This window comes from Pseudomonas sp. yb_5 (genome assembly GCF_043103865.1).
Lineage (GTDB): Bacteria > Pseudomonadota > Gammaproteobacteria > Pseudomonadales > Pseudomonadaceae > Aquipseudomonas > Aquipseudomonas putida_Y.
In genome coordinates, this window is the sequence record NZ_JBICKE010000082.1 from 92,724 (window position 1) to 113,823 (window position 21,100).

Consider the following 21,100-nt stretch of genomic DNA (forward strand, 5'->3'; position numbering starts at 1 on the left):
CTTCATATATCTAGAAATCATATTTATTCATTTGTTTATTCCATTATTGTCTTTATCCGCGAGTGCCTCTTCGCGGGCGCGCCCGCTCCCACAGGTTTTTTACAGGCATAAAAAAGGGCCGTCGAAACGGCCCGAAAATCCCTGCTTGGCTAAGAGCAATGCAACGAGGATTCCATTAACGATTGGGCTGAGGGGTCAGGCGAAGATAGGGTTTGACCGCCCGGTAACCTTTGGGGAAGCGCTGCTTGATCTCCTCTTCATCCTTAAGCGAAGGCACGATCACCACCTCGTCGCCGTCCTGCCAGTTACCTGGCGTGGCGACCTTGTGGTTGTCGGTCAGCTGCAGCGAGTCGATCACCCGTAAAATTTCATTGAAGTTGCGCCCGGTACTGGCCGGATAGGTGATGGTCAGGCGCACCTTCTTGTTCGGGTCGATGATGAACAGCGAGCGCACGGTCAGGGTGTCGCTGGCGTTCGGGTGGATCAGGTCGTACAGGTCGGACACTTTGCGGTCGGCGTCGGCGATGATCGGGAAGTTGACCACGGTATTCTGTGTTTCGTTGATGTCATCGATCCACTTGTGATGCGAGTCGACCGGGTCCACCGACAGGGCGATGGCCTTGACCCCGCGCTTGGCAAATTCGTCCTTGAGCTTGGCGGTCAGGCCCAACTCGGTGGTGCACACCGGGGTGAAGTCTGCCGGGTGGGAGAACAGCACCCCCCAACTGTTGCCCAGCCACTCGTGGAAGCGGATCTTGCCTTCGCTGGAGTCCTGTTCGAAATCGGGGGCGATATCGCCGAGTTTGAGGCTCATGGGCTGCGGCTCCTTGGCTGGGTTCTGTACCGTAGGGGTTCAATGTGCCTGCATTCAGTTAAAAACAAAAAGAATAAATAACAATTTGTTTATAACCAAAATACATGCAAGTCTACAGGCACAAAAAAGCCTCGCATCAGGCGAGGCTTCTTGTTCAGCTACGGCTTACAGGAAGTTGTAAGTGTAGTTGAAGATCAGGCGGGTCTGGTCCTGGTCAGCCAGCGAGCTGGTGCCGGTGCCACGGTAGACGCCGTGACGCAGGCTGGCGCCCAGGCCCTTGAAGGTGCCGTCCTGGATAACGTAGTCGACCCGGGCGTCACGCTCCCACTCGCTGAAGTGGCCGCCGCCAACGGCGTTTTTGCCATCTTCACCTTTCAGGTAGGAAACCGACGCTTTCAGGCCTGGCACGCCCAGGCGAGCGAAGTCGTAGGCGTACTGACCGAAGGTGGTGTTTTCACCGGCCTTGGCGAACTGGTTGATCATGCTGTCGGTGAACAGGTAGAAGCTGGAGCCGCCGGCCCCTTCCGGACGGTTGTTGCCATCGCGGACCGAGCCCTGGTTCAGCCAGACAAAGCCACCGTCGTCACTGACTTGTTGATGGCCCAACATCAGCGAATGACCACCCAAGGTGTACGTGAACATTGCGGACCAGGTCTTGTTATCTACCTTGCCGTCATTTTTCTCGTAACCGCCATTGTTATTGAAGTTATACGCTCCTGGTCCGCCGTTCTTGCCATCGCTGCTGCTATCGAAGTAGCGCAGGTCGGTTTTGAAGGACTGATCATCAGCAATCTTGAAAACGTGGGTCGCACCCAGGAAGTGCTGTTTGTAGAAGTCCTTCAGGTTCGAGTAGTAGTACTGCAGCGTCAAGTCAGAGGTGAGCTTGTAGTCCAGACCGCCGTAGATGAACTTGTTGCTATCGGCAGTGGCGCCGTTGACCGAAAGGCCGGTACGGTTGCTCGAAGCACGGCCCATGGCGTGAGTCAGCTGGCCAGCATTGATGGTCAGGTTGTCGATTTCCTTCGACTGGATGGTGCCACCCTCGAAGGTTTGAGGCAGCACACGACCGTCGTTGGCGACCAGGATCGGCAGGTTAGGCGCCAGCGCACTACCGTAGTGCACTTCGGTTTTGGAGAAGCGCGCTTTTGCGTTAGCGCCGAAACGAGCCCACTGGTTTACAGAAGAGCCATTGCTGTCGTCTGGCATGAAGCCGCTTTTGTGGTAGCCACGGCCACCATCCAGGTGGATACCCCACAGCGCTTGGGCATCAACACCAAAGCCTACGGTGCCTTGGGTAAAGCCCGAGATGTAGTCGAGCTTGAAGCCCTGGCCCGACTCACGTTGGTCCGGGCGCTCCGCATCAGGTTTTGCGTGATCTTCACGGTTGTTGTTGTCGTAGTACATGGTGCGCGAGCTGAGCGACAGTTTGCTGTCTTCAACGAAACCGGCAGCGCCTGCTTGCTGGGCGAGAACCCCCAGTGCCACGGCCACAGCCAGGCTGGACTTGTACATGTTTTGCTCCTCTACGTTCTAATTTTTGTGTATCTCTGGCGGAGGGGTCTGATGCCCCGCTCACCGGGATGGGCGATTTAGTCCCAAAGCGTGACCATCTAGTCAATCGTTTCTAAACGTTTCGCGACTTTGGTCTAAGACGCCACCTGCACTACAGGATAATGACAATCCTATAAAACCAAAATGACCGTTTTATGAATTTGTAAGATTTTTAAGGAATATGTTAGAAATTTTTACTACCGATCACTATAGAATCGCAACGAATAATAGCCTTTAGCTATAAGCAAACGTTTGCTTATAGCCTGCTGAGTTTCGTTCTTGATTAGCGCGGGAGTGGCTGACCTACGGAGGCGATCCCCTGTAGGCCAGCGGCATTGCGATGTGAAATGCGGGATGGGATGACCGCGACGCACGGCAGTCCTGCAGCATTAACCTGCATGTGCAGCCTTGTGCTGTGAATGGGCCGCAGAGCGGCCCCGTCGGTCTAGCGGACCAAATGCAGGTACTGCATGTGCCGCTCGTACTGGTCGAGGATGTCGTTGATGATCTGCTCTTTGCTGTAGCCCACCAGGTCATAGTTCTGGCTGCCTTCGCTCAGGTGCACCTCCGCCCGGTAATAGCGGCGGTTCTTCAACTCCTGCGTACCCAGCCCCCCCAAGGCGAACGATGGTGTGAAATAGCCACGCATCTGCACCTGGTAAATGAACGGCTGCTCCTCGCCATGGCCAATCTTCAGGCTGACGTTGTCATGGCTAGGGTCGTCCTGGGTAATCAGTGCCAGGCCCTTCTGCTCGAACACTTCACGCACATCGGCAATCGCCGGGCGCACCACATCATCCATGAAGCGGTACACCTCATCACGCGACGGGAAGTGCACCGCCTGGCTCAGGCGATGGCGCCAGCCGCCACGGCCGCGGCGTGACTGGGCAAACGGGGCCAGCGAGTGCATCTGCGCGATCTGCCGTTGCGACTCCAGGTAGAACGCCTTGTGCAGCCCCCACATCATGCACAGCAGAATCAGCGAGAACGGCAGCGAAGTCAGTACCACTGCCGACTTCAGCGAATCGATGCTGCCAGCGAACAACAGCGCACTGGTGATCAGCGCAGTCATCGCCCCCCAGAAGATACGCAGCCAGTTCGGCCCATCCTCATCAGCTCCCCCACCCTTGGCCGACAAGGTCGACAGCACCACGGTACCCGAGTCGGCCGAGGTGACGAAGAACACGAAGCTGATGAACACCGTGGTGGCGATTACCGCCTTGCTCCAGGGGTAAGTTTCCAGCAGCAGGTACAGGCTCATCGACGGGTTATCCAGCGCCGATTGGCCCAGCGCGGTCATGCCGTGGTTGATCACCTGGTCCAGGGCGCTGTTGCCGAAGATAGACATCCACGCCAGGGTAAAGCCCAGCGGGATCAGCAACACGCCAAAGACGAACTCGCGAATGGTGCGGCCCCGGGAAATGCGGGCGATGAACAGGCCCACGAACGGCGCCCAGGCAATCCACCAGGCCCAATAGAACACGGTCCAGCCGCCCAGCCAGCCACGGTTTTCACCATAGGCATACACGTCGAAGCTCTTGCGCGGCAATGCACCCAGGTAGTCGCCCAGGTTCTGGATCAGCGTGTTGAACAGGTGCTGGGTAGGCCCGGCAAACAGCACGAACAGCAGCAGCGCACAGGCCAGGAACAGGTTGATATCGCTCATCACCCGCACGCCCTTCTCCACCCCGGCCACGGCGACGGCCACAGCCGCGCCCATCATCAGGGTGATGAGGATCACCTGCACCCACTGGCTGTGGCTGATGCCGAACAGGTAGTCCAGGCCCGCGTTCAGATGCAGCACCCCAAAGCCCATGTCGGCACCCAGGCCGAACACCGTGGCGATGATGCCGAAGCCGTCCACCGCATAGCCGATCGGGCCGTTGATGCGCTTGCCAATCAACGGGTACAGCGCCGAACGTAAAGCCAGTGGCAGGTTGTGCCGGTAGGCGAAATAGGCCAATGCCATGCCGACGAAGGCAAACACCCCCCAGCCATGCAGGCCCCAGTGCAGGAACAGGATCTGCATCGCCTGGCGCCCGGCCTCGACCGTGCCTGCTTCGCCTTGGGGCGGTTGCAGCATGTGGGTGAGCGGTTCGGAGACACAGAAGAAGAACAGCGTGATGCTGATGCCCGCGGCGAACAGCATGCCGGCCCACGACAGGTAGCTGAACTCGGGTTCGTCGTGGTCGGCACCGAGTTTGATCTTGCCGTAGCCAGACAAGGCGGTGACCACCACGAAGACCAGATACAGCGTCATCGCCAGCATGTAGTACCAGCCGACCGTGTTGGCCGCCCAGTTCTGCGCCGCCAGCAACCAGTCACCTGCGGCTTGCGGGTTGGAGATGACTACCAGGCCAAAGATAAGGATGAAACTCGCCGCAAAGTAGAACACCGGGGGGTTCATGCGGATCTTGCCATTGGCAAGGGAAGGGTTCGGTGCACTCATCGGGCGTGCACCTCGTCGAATGACGTGAGGTTCGGAATGAACGGGTTCAGCAAAGGAATCCTCCTGTTGAACACCGGCAGCGGACCAGCGTTTTTTCATTGAACAAGCGTTCAAGTTAAACATGGATCGGATTTCAATGCGAATTGGGGCGCTGATTGGTGTCGTCCTGCTCCGGCCTTTTCGCGGGTTAGCCCTCCCCTACATTGGTATGTTCTTTGTAGGAGCGGTTTGCCCGCGAAGAGGCCAGCACAGGCAATTGCAATGCGGGATCAGTTCTTGTCCTGGCAATCCAGCTGCAGGTTGGCCTGAGTAATGTTGCTTTCTGCCGGCACACTGCGGGTCAGCCACACATTACCGCCAATGGTCGAACCCTTGCCGATGGTGATGCGCCCCAGCACCGTGGCCCCGGCATAGATCACCACATCATCCTCGACGATCGGGTGCCGTGGCAGGCCTTTGTGCAGAGTCCCCGACTCATCGCTGGGGAAACGCTTGGCGCCCAGGGTCACCGCCTGGTAGATGCGCACGCGCTCGCCGATGATCGCGGTTTCACCAATGACCACACCGGTGCCGTGGTCAATGAAGAAGCTCGGGCCGATCTGCGCGCCCGGGTGAATGTCGATGCCGGTGGCCGAATGCGCCAGCTCAGAGCTGATCCGCGCCAGCAGCGGCAGGCCAGCCTGGTACAGGTGGTGCGCCAGCCGGTGGTGGATGATCGCCAGGATGCCCGGGTAGCACAGCAGCACTTCATCGACGCTGCGCGCCGCCGGGTCACCGTGGTAGGCGGCCAGCACATCGGTGTCGAGCAGTACACGCAGTTCCGGTAGCGCAGCGGCAAAGCCCTGGATCAGGCCCAGCGCACGGGCGTCGACCCCAGCCAGCTCAGCCTTGCTCTGTCGTGCCGCATAGCGAAGTTCAAGACGAGCCTGGGCCAGCAGGGCGGTCAGCGCGGCATCCAGGGTATGGCCGACGTAGAAGTCTTCACTTTCTTCGCGCAGGTCGACTGGCCCCAGGCGCATGGGGAACAGCGCGCCGCACAGTTGCTCCAGAATTTGCCGCATCGCTTCGCGCGACGGCAGTTCGCGCCCGCCCTGCTCGCCAATGCTGCGGCCATTGCGGGTGCGCCATTGCTCACGGGCCCCGCGCAGGCCAGTGACAATGCTCTGCAACTGCCAATGCGCGGATGAAGGTTGTTCGCTCACGGTTTTCTCCTGCCGTATAGGCCATCTGATTTTGTCGCCAGGCCCGCGAAAGGACCGAACCTGCCTACATGCAGTCCACTTTACGGCAAATCCAAGGCTTGGAAAAAACAACGCTTTATTCCATCCTGCGCTAAGTCAGGCATAAGCCGCGATGACGGGGTGGAGATCGTCACCTACCCTCAAAGCAGCCAATCCTATAGTCGCCACCTCACTACCTAGACAACACGCGCGGGGCTCTGAAATGTCGAAATTCGCCAAACCGCTACTCAACGCCAGCCTGGCCCTCCTGCTGGGTGCCGGCCTGCTCAGCCAGGCGTTCGCCGGCGAGCAATTGAAGACCATCCAGGAAAAAGGCGTCATCAACGTCGGCCTAGAGGGCACCTACCCGCCATTCAGCTTCCAGGACGAAAACGGCAAACTGACCGGCTTCGAAGTGGAGCTGTCCGAGCTGCTGGCCAAGGAGCTGGGGGTCAAGGCCAAGATCCAGCCGACCAAGTGGGACGGCATCCTTGCCGCGCTGGAATCCAAGCGCCTGGATGTGGTGGTCAATCAGGTGACCATTTCCGAAGAGCGCAAGAAAAAGTACGACTTCTCCGAGCCCTACACTATCTCCGGCATCCAGGCGCTGATCCTGAAGAAGAAAGCCGAGCAGCTGAACATCAAGGGCGCGCAGGACCTGGCCGGCAAAAAGGTCGGCGTAGGCCTTGGCACCAACTACGAGCAGTGGGTGAAAAAGGACGTACCGCAAGCCGATGTGCGCACCTATGAAGACGACCCAAGCAAGTTCGCCGACCTGCGCAACGGCCGTATCGACGCCATTCTGATCGACCGCCTGGCCGCGCTGGAATACGCGCAAAAAGCCAAGGACACCGAGCTTGCCGGCGATGCCTTCTCGCGCCTGGAAAGCGGCGTGGCCATGCGCAAGGGTGAGCCGGAACTGTTGGCAGCCATCAACAAGGCCATCGACAAGCTCAAAGCTGATGGCACGCTGGCCAAGCTGTCCGAGAAGTACTTCGGTGCCGATGTCACCAAATGATTGCTGAAAGCCTGCAACTCGTTATCGACTCCGCACCCTTCCTGCTGAAGGGCGCGGGTTATACAGTGCTGCTCAGTGTCGGCGGCATGTTCTTCGGCCTGGTGCTGGGCTTTGCCCTGGCACTGATGCGGCTGTCGAAGATTCTGCCGCTGAACTGGCTGGCGCGGGTCTACGTGTCGTTCTTCCGCGGCACGCCGCTGCTGGTGCAGCTGTTCGTGATCTATTTCGGCATGCCGCAAATCGGCATCGAGCTGGACCCGATCCCCGCTTCACTGATCGGCCTGTCGCTGAACATGGCGGCCTACATCTGCGAGATCCTGCGCGCAGCGATTTCCTCGATCGACCGCGGCCAGTGGGAAGCAGCCGCCAGCATCGGCATGACTCGCGTGCAAGCCATGCGCCGGGCGATCCTGCCACAGGCCCTGCGCACCGCGTTGCCACCGCTGGGCAACAGCTTCATCTCGCTGGTAAAGGACACCGCCCTGGCGGCAACCATCCAGGTGCCCGAGCTGTTCCGCCAAGCCCAGCTGATTACCGCGCGCACGTTCGAAGTGTTCACCATGTACGTGGCGGTCGCGGTCATCTATTGGGTGCTGTGCAGCATCCTTGCGCACTTCCAGAACCGCATGGAAGCGCGGGTCAACCAGCATGACCAGGAGCATTGAGCATGATTGAAGTGAAAGGCCTGACCAAGCGGTTCAAGGGCCAGACCGTGCTCAACGGTATCGACCTGACCGTGCGGCCCGGTGAAGTGGTGGCCATCATCGGCCCCAGTGGCTCGGGTAAAACCACCTTCCTGCGCTGCCTGAACCTGCTGGAAACTCCCGATGCCGGGCAGATCCAGATCGGCGCCATCAGCATCGATGCCAACCGCCCTTTGGGCGGGCAGCAGAGTGCGATTCGCCGTTTGCGCCAGCAGGCCGGGTTCGTGTTCCAGAACTTCAACCTGTTCCCCCACCGCACCGCCCTGGAGAACGTGATCGAGGGGCCGGTGATCGTCAAGAAGACGCCTCGCGAGCAGGCCATCGAGCTTGGCCGGCGCCTGCTGGCCAAAGTCGGCCTGGCGGGCAAGGAAGACGCCTACCCACGGCGCCTGTCCGGCGGCCAGCAGCAACGGGTGGCCATCGCCCGTGCCCTGGCCATGGAACCGGAGGTAATCCTGTTCGACGAGCCGACCTCGGCGCTGGACCCGGAGCTGGTCGGTGAAGTATTGGCGACCATCCGCGGCCTGGCCGAGGAAAAGCGCACCATGATCATCGTCACACACGAGATGAGCTTTGCCCGGGATGTGGCGAACCGGGTGATCTTCTTCGACAAGGGCGTGATCGTGGAGCAGGGCGAGGCCAAGGCCCTGTTTGCGGCGCCAAAGGAAGAGCGTACGCGGCAGTTCCTGCGCAAGTTCCTCGGGACTGCTGCCTCCGAGTAGACCTGTCCCGGCCCTTTCGCGGGTAAACCCGCTCCTACAGTGAATGCACAGATCCTGAGGCATCTGTAGGAGCGGGTTTACCCGCGAAGAGGCCGGCACGCCCGTAACAAATCCCTCCTTCTATAAATATTCCAAAAAGTTAGTTCATAAAATTTTTATAAATCATTAGGGTATATAAACCGGACCACCGGACCAGCACACATCTGTCGCAATCAACTGCAGCGACATCATTATTTTTGTGAGGTCAGGAATGGTCAGGATCACGATCACCCCAGTGCGTAACGCCAGGGCATTGAGTGCAGCCAAGGAGCGGCACTGATGCCCAGCCAAGCCAACACCCAATTCCATAGCGATCTTGACAGCTCGCCCCCGCTGCTGCCGGCCAAGGTACTGCGCAACGACGCCGAAGCCCTGCAAGCCGCCCGCGAACTGGCCAAGGTCGCCCGCGAACACGCTGCCCGCCGCGACCAGCAACGCAAACTGCCCTGGGCCGAAATCGAACTGTTTACCCGCAGCGGTCTGGGCAGCATCAGCGTACCCAAGGCCTACGGTGGCGCCGACGTGTCGTTCGAAACCGTCGCCGAAGTGTTCCGCCTGATCAGCGCCGCCGACCCCGCCCTGGGGCAGATCCCGCAGAACCAGTTCGGCATGCTGCAGCTGCTGCGCCTGACGGCCAGCGAGGCGCAGCAAGCGCTGATCTTCCGCAGCGTGCTCGACGGCTGGCGCATCGGCAATGCCGGGCCTGAGCGTGACACCAAGGACACCCTCACCCTCAAGGCCCGAATCACGCGCGCCGGAAACAGCTACCGCATAAGTGGCGAGAAGTTCTACTCCACCGGTGCCTTGTTCGCCCATTGGGTGACGGTAAAAGCCCTCGACGACGAAGGCCGCCAGCGCCTGGCATTCGTGCGCCGGGGGAGCCCGGGGTTGCGCATTGTCGATGACTGGTCCGGGTTCGGCCAGCGCACCACCGCCAGCGGTACCGTGCTGCTGGACCAGGTGCCGGTAGAAGCGGAACTGGTGATCGACAACTGGCGCCAGCGCGATATCCCCAACATTCAGGGCGCCGCTTCGCAGCTGATCCAGGCGGCGATCGACGCCGGCATCGCCGAAGCAGCTATCGATGATGCGATCACGTTCGTGCGCGAAAAGTCCCGGCCGTGGATTGACGCCAACGTCGACCGTGCCAGTGACGACCCTTATGTAATTGCCGACATCGGCCGCCTGAAACTCGAGCAGCACGCCGCCGAAGCGCTGCTGCGCAAAGCTGCTCGGGTACTCGACGAGGTCAATGCTGCGCCTATCGACGCAGCCAGCGCGGCACGTGCCTCGATTGCGGTGGCGGAAGCCAAGGTGCTGACCACCGAGATTGCCCTGCAGGCCAGCGAAAAGCTGTTCGAGCTGGCCGGCAGCCGCGCCACCCTTGCCGAGTTCAACCTCGACCGCCACTGGCGCAATGCCCGGGTGCACACCCTGCACGACCCGGTGCGCTGGAAGTACCACGCGGTGGGCGCTTACCACCTTAACGGCACCCTGCCTGCACGGCATTCCTGGATCTGATTTGCTGCCTTTGGGGTTGCTGCGCAGCCCTTCGCGGGCTTGCCCGCTGCCACAGGATTGCCACCGCCTGAACTGGCATCACTTTACCTGTGGGAGCGGGCAAGCCGGCGAAGGGCCGCGAAGCGGCCCCCGGAGAACTCCATGACAATCGCTATCATCACCAGCGACGCCCAAGCCCTGGCCGTCGCCGAAGACATCGCCCAGCAACTGCGCCGCGACAGCGCCTTGCGCGACCGCGAGCGCCGCCTGCCGCTCGCCGAACTCGAGCTGTTCACCCGTTCCGGCCTGTGGGCCATCAGCGTGCCCAAAGCCTTCGGCGGTGCCGGCGTGTCCAACGTCACCCTGGCCAAGGTCATCGCCCGTATCGCGCAGGCCGACGGTTCGCTCGGGCAGATTCCGCAGAATCATTTCTACGGTCTGGAAGTGCTGCGGATAAACGGCAGCCCCGAACAGAAACAGCGCCTGTACGCCGAGGTACTGGCCGGCCGCCGTTTCGGCAATGCCCTGGCCGAGCTGGGCACCAAGACCGCCCACGAGCGCACCACCCGTCTGAACCGAGACGGCGACGGTTTCCGCATCAACGGGCGCAAGTTCTATTCCACAGGCGCCATCTATGCCCAGCGCATTCCAACCTCAGTCGTGGATGAGCAAGGCATACAGCAGTTGGTCTTTGTCCCGGCAGACAGCCAGGGGCTGCAGGTGATCGACGACTGGAGCGGCTTCGGCCAGCGCACCACCGGCAGCGGTTCGGTGGTGTTCGATAACGTGTACGTCAGTGCAGCCGACGTGGTGCCGTTCCAGAGCGCCTTCGAGCGCCCCACCCCGGTCGGCCCGCTGGCGCAGATCCTCCATGCCGCCATCGACACCGGCATTGCCCGCGCCGCCTATGAAGACGCCCTGCACTTCGTGCGCACCCGCAGCCGTCCGTGGGTCGACTCCGGCCTGGACAAGGCCAGGGATGACCCGCTGACGCTGAAAAGCTTCGGCCATCTGGCGATCCGCTTGCACGCGGCCGAAGCCCTGCTGGAGCGCGCAGGCGACTACCTCGACCGCGCCCGCGACGACAGCACTGCCGACAACGTGGCCGCCGCCTCCATTGCCGTGGCCGAAGCACGCGCCATCAGCACCGAAATTTCCCTCACCGCCGGTACCACCCTGTTCGAACTGGGCGGCAGCCAGGCAACATTGGCCGAACACAACCTCGACCGCCACTGGCGCAACGCTCGCGTGCACACCCTGCACGACCCGGTGCGCTGGAAGTACCACGCCATCGGCAACTACTACCTCAACGATGCCAACCCGCCACGCCGGGGGACCATCTGATGGCCAAGCAGATTCTGCTCAATGCCTTCAACATGAACTGCGTCGGGCACATCAACCACGGCCTGTGGACCCACCCACGGGACACTTCGACCCAGTACAAGACCCTGGACTACTGGACCAACCTGGCACGCCTGCTGGAGCGCGGTCTGTTCGACGGGCTTTTCATTGCCGACATCGTCGGTACCTACGACATCTACGGCCAGTCACTGGACGTCACCCTCAAGGAGTCGATCCAGCTGCCAGTCAACGACCCGCTGCTGCTGGTGTCCGCCATGGCTGCGGTCACCCGTCACTTGGGTTTTGGCCTTACCGCCAACCTCACCTACGAGGCGCCGTACCTGTTCGCCCGGCGACTTTCCACACTCGACCACCTGAGCAATGGCCGAGTGGGCTGGAACATCGTCACCGGCTACCTCGACAGCGCCGCCCGGGCCATGGGCCTGGCGCAGCAACCGGCGCATGATCGCCGCTACGACCAGGCCGATGAATACCTGCAGGTGTTGTACAAGCTGCTGGAAGGCAGCTGGGCCGATGATGCAGTGGTCGCCGACCGCCAGCATCGCGTCTATGCCACGCCCGACAAGGTGCGCAAGGTTCAGCACCAGGGCGAGTTCTACAAGGTCGAAGGCTACCACCTGTGCGAGCCCTCCCCGCAGCGCACTCCGGTGCTGTTCCAGGCCGGCAGCTCGCAGCGTGGCTTGGCCTTCGCCGGCAACCATGCCGAATGCGTGTTTATCAGTGGCCAAGACAAGGCGGCCACCCGCGCCCAGGTCGACAAGGTTCGCGCGGCCGCCCAGGCCGCCGGCCGCGACCCGCAGGCAGTCAAAGTGTTCATGGGCATCACGGTGATTGTTGCGGCCACCGAGCAGCAGGCCCAGGCCAAACACGCCGAATACCTGCGTCACGCCAGCGCCGAAGCGGGGGTCGCGCACTTCGCCGCGTCCACGGGCATCGACTTCGCCGCCTATGAACTGGACCAACCCATTGCCTTCAGCCAGGGCAACGCCATCCAGTCAGCCACGCGCCAGTTGCAAGACAGCGCCTGGACCCGCCGGCGCCTGTTGCAGCAGCACGCCCTGGGCGGCCGCTACGTAACCTTGGTCGGCGCGCCTGAACAGGTGGCCAAGCAGTTGATCGCGTGGATCGATGAAACCGGCCTGGACGGTTTCAACCTGACCCGCACCGTCACCCCGGAAAGCTTCGAGGACTTCGTAGAGCTGGTCATCCCGCAACTTCAGCAGCGTGGCCGCTACAAGACGGCCTACACCGAAGGCACCCTGCGCGAAAAACTGTTCCATACCGACCACCCGCACTTACCCGCCGACCACCCTGGCTCGGCTTACCGCTTTACCCCTACCCCGACTGGAGCCCTGCACCATGCTTGAGAAACTGTTCCGGCCCGTCGCGGCCATGGCCACCACCCTCGGCCTGTGCGCCGGAGCCCTTGCTGCCGAACCGTTGAAGATCGGTACCACCTCGGCCTTTGCCATTCCGCTGGAAGCCGCAGTGGAGGAAGCCCACAAGCGAGGCCTGGAAGTGAAGCTGATCGAGTTCAGCGACTGGATTGCGCCCAATGTCAGCCTCAACAGCGGCGACATCGACGTGAACTACTTCCAGCACATCCCGTTCCTGGAAAACGCCAAGGCTGCTGCAGGCTTCGACCTCGTGCCTTACGCCCCGGGCATCATCAACAACGTTGGCCTGTACTCGAAAAAGTACAAAAGCTTTGCCGAGCTGCCCGAAGGCGCCAGCGTGGCCATCGCCAACGACCCGATCAACAGCGGCCGTGGCCTGCTGCTGCTGGCCAAGGCCGGGTTGATCACCCTGAAGCCAGGCGTGGGCTACAAGGCCACCGAGGATGACATCGTCGCCAACCCTAAAAAGCTGAAGATCCTTCAGGTCGAGGCGGTGCAACTGGTACGTGCCTACGACGACGCCGACCTGGTGCAGGGTTACCCGGCCTACATCCGCCTGGCCAATACCTTCGATGCCACCTCGGCGTTGCTGTTCGACGGGCTGGAAAACAAGGAGTACGTGATCCAGTTCGTCATTCGCCCGCAAAGCAAGGACGATCCACGCCTGGCCAAGTTCGTCGACATCTACCAGCATTCACCAGCGGTACGCGCTGCGCTGGACAACGCTCACGGCAAGCTCTACCAAGCCGGCTGGGAAGGCTGACATGAGCCAGGCCAGCGCGCTCGGCGCGCCTACACCACAAGCACTGCCGCCAACGGCCACGGAGCAGGCCCTGCGCCCCGAGGTCAATGAAGCCCATGTGCGTTTCATAGGCCTGGGCAAGACCTACCCGGGCCAGGCGCAACCGGCCTTGCAAGGCATCGACCTGAACATCCGCCATGGCGAGATTTTCGGCATCATCGGCCGCAGCGGCGCCGGCAAATCATCACTGCTGCGCACCATCAACCGCCTGGAGCAACCCAGCCAGGGCCGCGTACTGATCGACCAGGTGGATATCGCGCCTTTCGATAAGGACCACCTTGTGGCCCTGCGCCGGCGCATCGGCATGATCTTCCAGCATTTCAACCTGATGTCGGCCAAGACCGTGTGGCAGAACGTCGAACTGCCTTTGAAGGTGGCCGGCGTGGCCAAGCCCGAGCGCCAGCGCAAGGTGCGCGAGTTGCTGGAACTGGTCGGCCTGCAGGAAAAACATCACGTGTACCCGGCGCAACTGTCCGGCGGGCAGAAACAGCGCGTGGGCATTGCCCGGGCACTGGTGCACACCCCCGAGATCCTGCTGTGCGACGAGGCCACCTCGGCGCTGGACCCGGAAACCACCGCCTCGATCCTGGAGCTGCTGCGCGATATCAACCAGCGCCTGGGCCTGACCATCGTGCTGATCACCCACGAAATGGCGGTGATTCGCGACATCTGCCACCGGGTAGTGGTGCTGGAACGCGGCGCAGTGGTCGAGCAGGGCGAGGTCTGGCGGGTGTTTGGTTCACCCCGTCATGAGGTCACCCGCACCCTGCTCGCCCCTTTGCAGGCCAAGCTACCCGCCGCACTGCAAGCCAGCCTCCAGGCCAGCGCGGCGAGCCGCAACAGCGCCGTAGTGCTGAAACTGACTGTGCTCGGTGAACCAGAGCTGTCTGCCCTGTTCACCGACCTCGGCGGGCGTGTGCGTCTGCTGCAGGGCAGCGTGGAAACCATCGGCGAACAGGCTTTGGGGCAACTCATCCTCTCGGTGCAACATTCGCCGCACGACACCCATCAATTGCAGGAACGTGCCCGCCGTTGGGCCGAAGACGTGGAGGTACTGGGCCATGTGGTTTGATCGCCTGCTGGAAGGCTTGCTCGATACGCTGCTGATGGTTGGGGTTTCGTCACTGATCGCCCTGCTGGCGGGTGTACCCATGGCGGTGCTGCTGGTCACCAGCGACAAGGGCGGGATCTTCGAGGCGCCGCTGCTGAACCGGGTGCTGGGCGCCTTCGTCAACCTGTTCCGCTCGATTCCGTTTCTGATCCTGATGGTTGCGCTGATTCCTTTCACCCGCTTGGTCGTGGGGACCACTTATGGCGTGTGGGCGGCCGTGGTGCCGCTGACCATTGCCGCCACACCGTTCTTTGCGCGGATTGCCGAGGTGAGCCTGCGTGAAGTCGATCATGGTCTGGTGGAAGCCGCACAGGCCATGGGCTGCCGGCGCAGGCACATCGTCTGGCATGTACTGTTGCCCGAGGCGCTGCCGGGGATCGTCGGGGGCTTCACCATTACCTTGGTGACCTTGATCAACTCGTCGGCGATGGCCGGGGCGATTGGTGCCGGCGGGCTGGGGGATATCGCCTATCGATATGGCTACCAGCGTTTCGACAGCCAGATCATGCTGACCGTGATCGCCATGCTGGTAGCGTTAGTGGCGTTGATCCAGTTGGGCGGGGACCGCCTGGCGAAGGGTTTGAACAAGCGTTGAGGTCTGGGGCTGCTTTGCAGCCCGCTCTCAATCCCAGCGAAGATCCTCAGCCGGCACTGGCCGCCCGAACCAGTACCCTTGACCCAACTGGCACGCCTCCTGCAACAGGAAGGTGGCCTGTTCCGCCTGCTCGATGCCCTCGGCATGCACCTGCATACCCATGCTACGGGCCAAGGCAATGATCACCCGCACAATTGCGATGTCATCCTCATCCAGTGGCAACCCAGCTACAAACCCTTGGTCGATTTTCAACTTCTGCACCGGCAAACGCTTGAGCCGCAGCAGTGACGAATACCCGGTACCAAAGTCGTCGATGGCCAGGGTCACCCCCAGCTCGCGCAAGCGGTGCAGTTGCTCCAGTGCCACTTCAGCGTCTTCCATTACCGCGCTCTCGGTCACTTCCAGCTCCAGCAAGGCCGGGGCCAGGCCGGTGTCGTGCAGCACTTCGGCTACCTGTTGATACAGTTCGTGCTGGCCAAACAGGCGGCTGGAGATGTTCACCCCCACAAATGCCAGCTGCCGGCCTTCAGCCTGCCACTGCACCATTTGCCAGCAGGCCTGGCGCAGCACCCAGGTATCGATCTCGGCAATCAGGCCGGTGCGTTCGGCAATCGGGATGAACTCACCCGGCGGTACCAGGCCACGCCTGGGGTGCTGCCAGCGCACCAGCGTCTCGACCCCGACCTGTCGGCCTGATGCCAGGTCGTGTACCGGCTGGAAGTACACCCGCAGTTCATCCTGCTCCAGGGCCCGACGCAATTCAGCGGCGGTCTCGACCCGATGCTGTGCATGGGCGGTCAGCTCTTCGGTGTACAGGGCATAGCAGGCCCGCCCGTTGCTTTTGGCCTTGTACAACGCCGAGTCGGCATTGCGCAGTAACTGCTCGGCACCCAAGGCATCGCTGGGGTACAGGCTGATTCCGACGCTGGCGCTGATGAACAGGCGATTGCCCTCGAACTGAAACGGCTCACGCATGCGCTCGATGATGCACTGCGCCAGCTTGCCCGCCTGGCCGACCTGTTGGCAGTTCTCGGCCAGCACGCCGAACTCGTCGCCGCCCAGGCGCGCCAGGGTCATACCATTACCCAACACCTCGCCCAGACGCTCGCCCACCAGCTTCAACAACTGGTCGCCAATGGTATGGCCCAGGCCGTCGTTTATGCTCTGGAAATGATCCAGGTCCAGCAGCAACAAGGCGCAACCGCGCTTGTTGGCCTGCGCCGCCGCCAATGCCTGCTCTACCCGGTCGGTAAACAGCAGGCGGTTGGGCAGGCCGGTCAGCGGGTCGTGGTGGGCCAGGTAGGCAAGTTCCTGTTCCGAATGCTTGATGGCGCTGATGTCACTGAACACCGCCACGTAATGACTGAGCTCACCTTCGTCATCGCGAATGGCGCAAATAGTCTGCCACTGCGGGTAGATTTCACCGCTTTTGCGCCGGTTCCAGATTTCACCGCTCCACTCGCCCTTCTCGGCCAGGGTGGCGAAAACCTGCTGGTAGAAGGCCAGGCCATGGTGGCCGGACTTGAACTTGCTCGGGCGCTGGCCGATGACCTCATCCTGCTGGTAGCCGGTGATGCGCATGAAGGCACGATTGACGTGCACGATCAGGCCCTGGCGGTCGGTCACCAGCACACCTTCGAGGGTACTGTCGAACACTGCGGCAGCCATGCGCAGCCGTTCACGGTCTTCACAACGCAAACGCGCGCCATGGCCGATGAAATTGAGCAGCCGCACGCGCGACACGTAGATCAGCACGGCACTGAGCAGCACCCAGACCACCACGTTGATCTGCCGCCCCACGGTCAGTGCCAAGGGGTCGTCAGTCATGCTGTGCAGCATCACCTCCGCCAGCGCAAGCCAGAGGATCGAGAGCACCACATACAGCGCAGCCATGCGCAAGGCGTCGCGAACGGAAACAGACATGTCGGGTGGGAAAGGCCATCAAAAAGGAGTGGGCATTATAAAGGCTGAAACATGTCGTGACCTCCTATCTCAACGGTTGACTGGTTTTATTTCCCCGCCAAGGGATAATCAGCCCTTCCCCCTGCATTTCGAGGGTATTTGCACCTATGTGGTATAACGGCCTGCTCGACCTGTCGGCTTGGCAACTGGTCGGCATCACTCTGTTGATGACCCACGTGACCATTGTCAGCGTCACGGTCTACCTGCATCGCTACTCCGCGCACCGGGCCCTGGAGCTCAACGGCGCGCTCAAGCACTTCTTCCGCTTCTGGCTGTGGCTGACCACGGCGCAGAACACCCGCGAGTGGACCGCCGTCCACCGCAAGCACCACGCCAAGTGCGAAACCCCCGACGACCCTCACAGCCCGGTTTACAAGGGCCTGGGCACAGTGCTGCGCAAAGGTGCCGAGCTGTACCGTGAAGAGGCGCGCAACCCCGAAACCCTGCGCATTTATGGCAAGAACTGCCCGGATGACTGGATCGAGCGCAACTTGTACTCGCGTTACAAACTGGGCGGTATCGCACTGATGGCGGTGATCGACCTGCTGCTGTTCGGCACTATAGGCATCACCATCTGGGCGGTGCAGATGATGTGGATTCCGTTCTGGGCCGCCGGTGTGGTCAACGGCCTGGGCCATGCCCTGGGCTATCGCAACTTCGAATGCCGCGACGCTGCGACCAACCTGGTGCCATGGGGCATCGTCATCGGCGGAGAAGAACTGCACAACAACCACCACACCTACCCCAACTCGGCCAAGCTCTCGGTCAAACGCTGGGAGTTCGACATGGGTTGGGCGTGGATCCGCCTGTTCTGCCTGCTGCGTCTGGCCAAGGTGCAGCGCGTGGCGCCCATCGCCCACCGGGTGGCCGGCAAGGCCAGCCTGGACATGGACACCGCCATGGCCATCCTCAACAACCGCTTCCAGATCATGGCCCAGTACCGCAAGCTGGTGATCGGTCCGCTGGTGAAACAGGAACTGGCCCGCGTCGACGCCTCGGTGCGCCACCGCTTCCGCCGTGCCAAACGGCTGCTCTCGCGCGAAACCAGCCTGCTGGAAGATCGCCACCACGTGCGCATCGAGTCCATGCTCGCGCACAGCCAGGCACTGAAAACCATCTACGAAAAGCGCCTGGCCCTGCAGCAGATCTGGGCGCGCACCAGCGCCAACGGCCACGACATGCTGGCGGCCATGAAAGACTGGGTACACGAGGCCGAAACCAGCGGCATCCAGGCACTGCGTGACTTCGCAGCACAACTCAAGACTTACTCGCTGCGCCCGACCGGCGCCTGACCGCCGTTGATCGGCACGCCTCTCAGCGGGGCGTGCCGTTCGGAACTTAGCCCCCACCGCTCCACTCGAATCTGGAATATCGCCTGCGTGGCGGGCCGGACGCTGGCCGCACGCCTTCACGTTGAGACCTGCTCCGTGCACATGGCCAAGAACATTCCAACGATATTTCCCGGTACCCCTCCTCCCGAAGCCGCCCAGACCTTGCTGGCGTTACTCCACGCCCAAGGCGAGGTTGCCCGCCTGAGCGAGCGCGATCAGCTGTTCAGCTCGTTGCTCGACAGCGTCAACGCTGTGCTCTGGGCCTTCGACTGGGAAACCCGTCAGGTGCTGTACGTGAGCCCAGCCTACGAGCGCATCTTCGGCCGCCCGGTCAGCCTGGTGCTGGCTGACTACAACGAATGGCGTGACAGCATCTACCCCGACGACCTCGAGTTCGCCGAGCGTAGCCTGGCCCAGGTCCTGCTCAAGGGTGCGGTGGAAGACCGCGAGTACCGCATCCTCAATGCCGACGGGCAAATACGCTGGCTGAGCGACAAGTGCTACATCAACCAGCAGCACGATAGCGACCGGGTAATCATTGTCGGTATCGCCGAAGACATCACCGAGAAGAAGCAGCTTGAAGGCGAACTGCAGCGCCTGGCCACCACCGACGTGCTGACCCAGAGCAGTAACCGCAGGCACTTCTTCGAATGTGCTCAGCAAGCCTTCGACAGTGCTCGCGAGGACGGTACACCGCTGGCTTTCCTGCTGCTGGATATCGACGACTTCAAACGCATCAATGACAGCTATGGCCACCAGGAAGGCGACCAGGTGCTGCAACACATCGCCGACAGCGGCAAGGCCGTACTACGCCGGGGCGACCTGTTCGGGCGCATTGGCGGCGAAGAATTTGCGGCGGTTTTTCCGGGCTGCAACGCCCAGGTCGCGGAGCAGATCGCCGAGCGCTTGCAGCGACAGATTCAGCACTTGAGCTTCAGCCATGGGCAGCAGACGTACGGGGTGACTGTGAGCCAGGGGCTGACCGGGCTGACCGATGAGGATGTGACGCTGGACAGCCTGTATGCGCGGGCCGATGCGGCAATGTACAGGGCCAAGCGCCAGGGCAAGAACCAGATAGTCCGCGGCTGATCAGGCGGCACGGAGTAGGGCACCGGCTTTGGCCGGTATTCGCGGGCTCGCCCGCTCCCACAGAAACCGCACATTTCGCGGGCCCGGCGCCACACCTGTGGGAGCGGGCAAGCCCGCGAAGGGCCGCAATGCGGCCCCGGAATCTCAGCTGGAAACCTCGGCCTCAGCCGCTGGCGGTTCTTCCTGCGGCTTTACTTCCGGGCTCTCCACCTTGCGCAGCCGGCTCAGCTCCGGCAGGCCAAGCTTGAGCAGGCGCGCCGTCTTGCCGCTGGCCACCTTCTCCAGCCCCTGCCCGGCCGGCAGCCGCGACAACTGCCCAGCCAGGTTCATGGCCAGGATCTCCAGCGAGTAAACTCCACCACCCAACTGGTAGATCGCAGCGATCAACTCGCGCAGTGCCAGCGGCAAACGCCAGCGAGTACGCAGCGCCGAGCCGAACGCCGCACCAAACTCCTCCAGCGATTGCTGCACATTGCGCTCGTCCAGATCTCCCCCGGCCAACCGCCACTCTTGCAGGCAGCGCAACACCGCCAGGTCGCCCAGGCAATGCAGCAAGCCCGCGCAATAACAACGCCCCTCGTCCAGCTCGAGCATGCGCGCCAAGGTGCGGCCATATTCGGCAGTGTGCAGTGACAGGTCCCAGTAACGGGTCGCGTGCTCCGCCAACAGCGGGTCACTGAGGCGTGCGCTGCGCTTGAGAGTCATACCCAGGATCAGGTTCATGCTTTGGGTACTGCCAAGCTTGTTCAGGGCCTGCAGCAACGTCTGCACCGGGGCTTCACGGTGCAGTGCCGCACTATTGGCGGCAGCGATCAGCACCGCCGTGACTTGCGGGTCGTTAGACACCTCCTCTTCGAGCACCCTGAGGTTCAGGCCCTGGGGGTTGAGCGCTCGATTGATCGCTACCTGCACATCGGCCAGCAGCGGCCCGCCATCGGCGCTGGCGCGGCGCTGCTCAAGGTAGGCTGGCAGGCTGGCCCCCGCCTGCAACGCCGGTACCGGGCAGGCAACCTCCTCGCCAACGCCCAGCAGTAACTCTTCCAGGCGCTTACGCAGGTTATCCAGGTTCAACGGTTTGCTCAGGTAAGCAGTGGGGTGCAAGGGCAGCGCTTCGCGCACACTGGCGCTGTCATTGCGGTTACTCATGAGAATGAACGGCACCCCTGGCCCTTTGGCGCGTACCTCGCGCAGCAGGTCGAGGCCATCGACACCGGCCAGCTCGCGGGCGGCGATGATCAGGTCAGGCTTGCTGGACAAGGCACTGAACGCCTGCGAGCCGTCAGCGCAAACCTGCAGGCGGGCGTCACAGCGCACGCTGAGCAGCATCTCGCTGAGCATGTCCCGTACCCAAGGATCGCCTTCGACAATCAGTACGCTTGGTGGGGCGGGGGCTGCAGCGCTCATCGCCAACTACTCCTGAATATCCTGACACAC

The 21,100-nt window shown here is 61.9% G+C and carries 17 protein-coding genes; 11 read left to right on the forward strand and 6 right to left on the reverse strand.

What is annotated here, in order from left to right; all coding sequences use genetic code 11:
• Nucleotides 1-175: 175 nt before the first annotated feature.
• The 4 genes from ACF8GF_RS13565 to epsC all read right to left on the reverse strand — a co-directional run bounded on the left by ACF8GF_RS13565 (nt 176) and on the right by epsC (nt 6,016).
• Nucleotides 176-814: a peroxiredoxin gene (locus ACF8GF_RS13565; protein WP_003255836.1), complete on the reverse strand. Its 639-nt coding sequence runs from the start codon at nt 812-814 to the stop codon at nt 176-178.
• A 165-nt stretch (nt 815-979) separates the two neighbouring features.
• Nucleotides 980-2,326 (reverse strand): OprD family outer membrane porin, encoded by a 1,347-nt coding sequence (locus ACF8GF_RS13570; protein WP_392487992.1) that lies wholly within the window; start codon nt 2,324-2,326, stop codon nt 980-982.
• A gap of 484 nt (nt 2,327-2,810) precedes the next feature.
• Nucleotides 2,811-4,772, reverse strand: coding sequence for a choline transporter BetT (gene betT / locus ACF8GF_RS13575; protein WP_176685299.1), 1,962 nt, complete (start codon nt 4,770-4,772; stop codon nt 2,811-2,813).
• Between the two features lie 311 nt (nt 4,773-5,083).
• On the reverse strand, nt 5,084-6,016 hold the full coding sequence (gene epsC / locus ACF8GF_RS13580) for a serine O-acetyltransferase EpsC (protein WP_176685262.1): 933 nt from the start codon (nt 6,014-6,016) through the stop codon (nt 5,084-5,086).
• Nucleotides 6,017-6,257: 241 nt separating this feature from the next.
• Between epsC and tcyJ the strand changes: the two genes are divergently transcribed.
• The 9 genes from tcyJ (at nt 6,258) to ACF8GF_RS13625 (ending at nt 15,284) form a co-directional block, all read left to right on the forward strand.
• Nucleotides 6,258-7,052 (forward strand): cystine ABC transporter substrate-binding protein, encoded by a 795-nt coding sequence (tcyJ, locus tag ACF8GF_RS13585; RefSeq protein ID WP_176685263.1) that lies wholly within the window; start codon nt 6,258-6,260, stop codon nt 7,050-7,052.
• Complete coding sequence (gene tcyL / locus ACF8GF_RS13590) at nt 7,049-7,717, forward strand: cystine ABC transporter permease (RefSeq protein WP_176685264.1); 669 nt, start codon at nt 7,049-7,051, stop codon at nt 7,715-7,717. The genes tcyJ and tcyL overlap by 4 nt, the downstream gene beginning before the upstream one ends.
• Nucleotides 7,718-7,719: 2 nt before the next feature.
• Complete coding sequence (gene tcyN / locus ACF8GF_RS13595; protein WP_172287944.1) at nt 7,720-8,478, forward strand: L-cystine ABC transporter ATP-binding protein TcyN; 759 nt, start codon at nt 7,720-7,722, stop codon at nt 8,476-8,478.
• A gap of 318 nt (nt 8,479-8,796) precedes the next feature.
• Complete coding sequence (locus ACF8GF_RS13600; protein WP_392487993.1) at nt 8,797-10,038, forward strand: SfnB family sulfur acquisition oxidoreductase; 1,242 nt, start codon at nt 8,797-8,799, stop codon at nt 10,036-10,038.
• A gap of 141 nt (nt 10,039-10,179) precedes the next feature.
• The gene (locus tag ACF8GF_RS13605) at nt 10,180-11,361 is read left to right on the forward strand and encodes an SfnB family sulfur acquisition oxidoreductase (protein WP_392487994.1); all 1,182 of its coding nucleotides are present in this window, start codon (nt 10,180-10,182) and stop codon (nt 11,359-11,361) included.
• Nucleotides 11,361-12,746 carry an LLM class flavin-dependent oxidoreductase gene (locus ACF8GF_RS13610; RefSeq protein ID WP_176685267.1) on the forward strand — a complete coding sequence of 462 codons (1,386 nt, stop codon included), beginning with the start codon at nt 11,361-11,363 and terminating at the stop codon, nt 12,744-12,746. Before ACF8GF_RS13605 ends, ACF8GF_RS13610 begins: the two co-directional genes overlap by 1 nt.
• Nucleotides 12,739-13,539 carry a MetQ/NlpA family ABC transporter substrate-binding protein gene (locus ACF8GF_RS13615; protein ID WP_392487995.1) on the forward strand — a complete coding sequence of 267 codons (801 nt, stop codon included), beginning with the start codon at nt 12,739-12,741 and terminating at the stop codon, nt 13,537-13,539. The genes ACF8GF_RS13610 and ACF8GF_RS13615 overlap by 8 nt, the downstream gene beginning before the upstream one ends.
• 1 nt (nt 13,540) lies before the next feature.
• Nucleotides 13,541-14,650, forward strand: coding sequence for a methionine ABC transporter ATP-binding protein (locus tag ACF8GF_RS13620; protein ID WP_339443435.1), 1,110 nt, complete (start codon nt 13,541-13,543; stop codon nt 14,648-14,650).
• A complete protein-coding gene (locus ACF8GF_RS13625; protein ID WP_252461681.1) occupies nt 14,640-15,284 on the forward strand; it encodes a methionine ABC transporter permease in 645 nt (214 codons plus the stop codon). Before ACF8GF_RS13620 ends, ACF8GF_RS13625 begins: the two co-directional genes overlap by 11 nt.
• Nucleotides 15,285-15,311: 27 nt before the next feature.
• On the opposite strand, the gene dibA is transcribed toward ACF8GF_RS13625, so the two are convergent.
• Entirely contained in the window at nt 15,312-17,207 is a 1,896-nt protein-coding gene (gene dibA / locus ACF8GF_RS13630; protein WP_392487996.1) for a phosphodiesterase DibA, read from the reverse strand.
• A 146-nt stretch (nt 17,208-17,353) separates the two neighbouring features.
• Between dibA and desA the strand changes: the two genes are divergently transcribed.
• Both desA and ACF8GF_RS13640 read left to right on the forward strand, forming a co-directional pair.
• Nucleotides 17,354-18,538: a delta-9 fatty acid desaturase DesA gene (desA, locus tag ACF8GF_RS13635; RefSeq protein WP_010951599.1), complete on the forward strand. Its 1,185-nt coding sequence runs from the start codon at nt 17,354-17,356 to the stop codon at nt 18,536-18,538.
• 141 nt (nt 18,539-18,679) lie between these two features.
• Complete coding sequence (locus ACF8GF_RS13640) at nt 18,680-19,666, forward strand: sensor domain-containing diguanylate cyclase (protein WP_176685272.1); 987 nt, start codon at nt 18,680-18,682, stop codon at nt 19,664-19,666.
• A 144-nt stretch (nt 19,667-19,810) separates the two neighbouring features.
• Here ACF8GF_RS13640 and ACF8GF_RS13645 read toward each other — a convergent pair whose 3' ends face one another.
• Entirely contained in the window at nt 19,811-21,070 is a 1,260-nt protein-coding gene (locus tag ACF8GF_RS13645) for a response regulator (RefSeq protein WP_176685273.1), read from the reverse strand.
• Nucleotides 21,071-21,100 lie beyond the last annotated feature (30 nt).

Excerpts from the sequence above, each read along its gene's own strand:
- ACF8GF_RS13565 (WP_003255836.1), bottom strand. The coding sequence starts at position 814 with ATGAGCCTCAAACTCGGCGATATCGCCCCCGATTTCGAACAGGACTCC.
- ACF8GF_RS13570 (WP_392487992.1), bottom strand. The coding sequence starts at position 2,326 with ATGTACAAGTCCAGCCTGGCTGTGGCCGTGGCACTGGGGGTTCTCGCC.
- betT (WP_176685299.1), bottom strand. The coding sequence starts at position 4,772 with ATGAACCCCCCGGTGTTCTACTTTGCGGCGAGTTTCATCCTTATCTTT.
- tcyJ (WP_176685263.1), top strand. The coding sequence starts at position 6,258 with ATGTCGAAATTCGCCAAACCGCTACTCAACGCCAGCCTGGCCCTCCTG.
- tcyL (WP_176685264.1), top strand. The coding sequence starts at position 7,049 with ATGATTGCTGAAAGCCTGCAACTCGTTATCGACTCCGCACCCTTCCTG.
- tcyN (WP_172287944.1), top strand. The coding sequence starts at position 7,720 with ATGATTGAAGTGAAAGGCCTGACCAAGCGGTTCAAGGGCCAGACCGTG.
- ACF8GF_RS13600 (WP_392487993.1), top strand. The coding sequence starts at position 8,797 with ATGCCCAGCCAAGCCAACACCCAATTCCATAGCGATCTTGACAGCTCG.
- ACF8GF_RS13605 (WP_392487994.1), top strand. The coding sequence starts at position 10,180 with ATGACAATCGCTATCATCACCAGCGACGCCCAAGCCCTGGCCGTCGCC.
- ACF8GF_RS13610 (WP_176685267.1), top strand. The coding sequence starts at position 11,361 with ATGGCCAAGCAGATTCTGCTCAATGCCTTCAACATGAACTGCGTCGGG.
- ACF8GF_RS13615 (WP_392487995.1), top strand. The coding sequence starts at position 12,739 with ATGCTTGAGAAACTGTTCCGGCCCGTCGCGGCCATGGCCACCACCCTC.
- ACF8GF_RS13620 (WP_339443435.1), top strand. The coding sequence starts at position 13,541 with ATGAGCCAGGCCAGCGCGCTCGGCGCGCCTACACCACAAGCACTGCCG.
- ACF8GF_RS13625 (WP_252461681.1), top strand. The coding sequence starts at position 14,640 with ATGTGGTTTGATCGCCTGCTGGAAGGCTTGCTCGATACGCTGCTGATG.
- dibA (WP_392487996.1), bottom strand. The coding sequence starts at position 17,207 with ATGTCTGTTTCCGTTCGCGACGCCTTGCGCATGGCTGCGCTGTATGTG.
- desA (WP_010951599.1), top strand. The coding sequence starts at position 17,354 with ATGTGGTATAACGGCCTGCTCGACCTGTCGGCTTGGCAACTGGTCGGC.
- ACF8GF_RS13640 (WP_176685272.1), top strand. The coding sequence starts at position 18,680 with ATGGCCAAGAACATTCCAACGATATTTCCCGGTACCCCTCCTCCCGAA.
- ACF8GF_RS13645 (WP_176685273.1), bottom strand. The coding sequence starts at position 21,070 with ATGAGCGCTGCAGCCCCCGCCCCACCAAGCGTACTGATTGTCGAAGGC.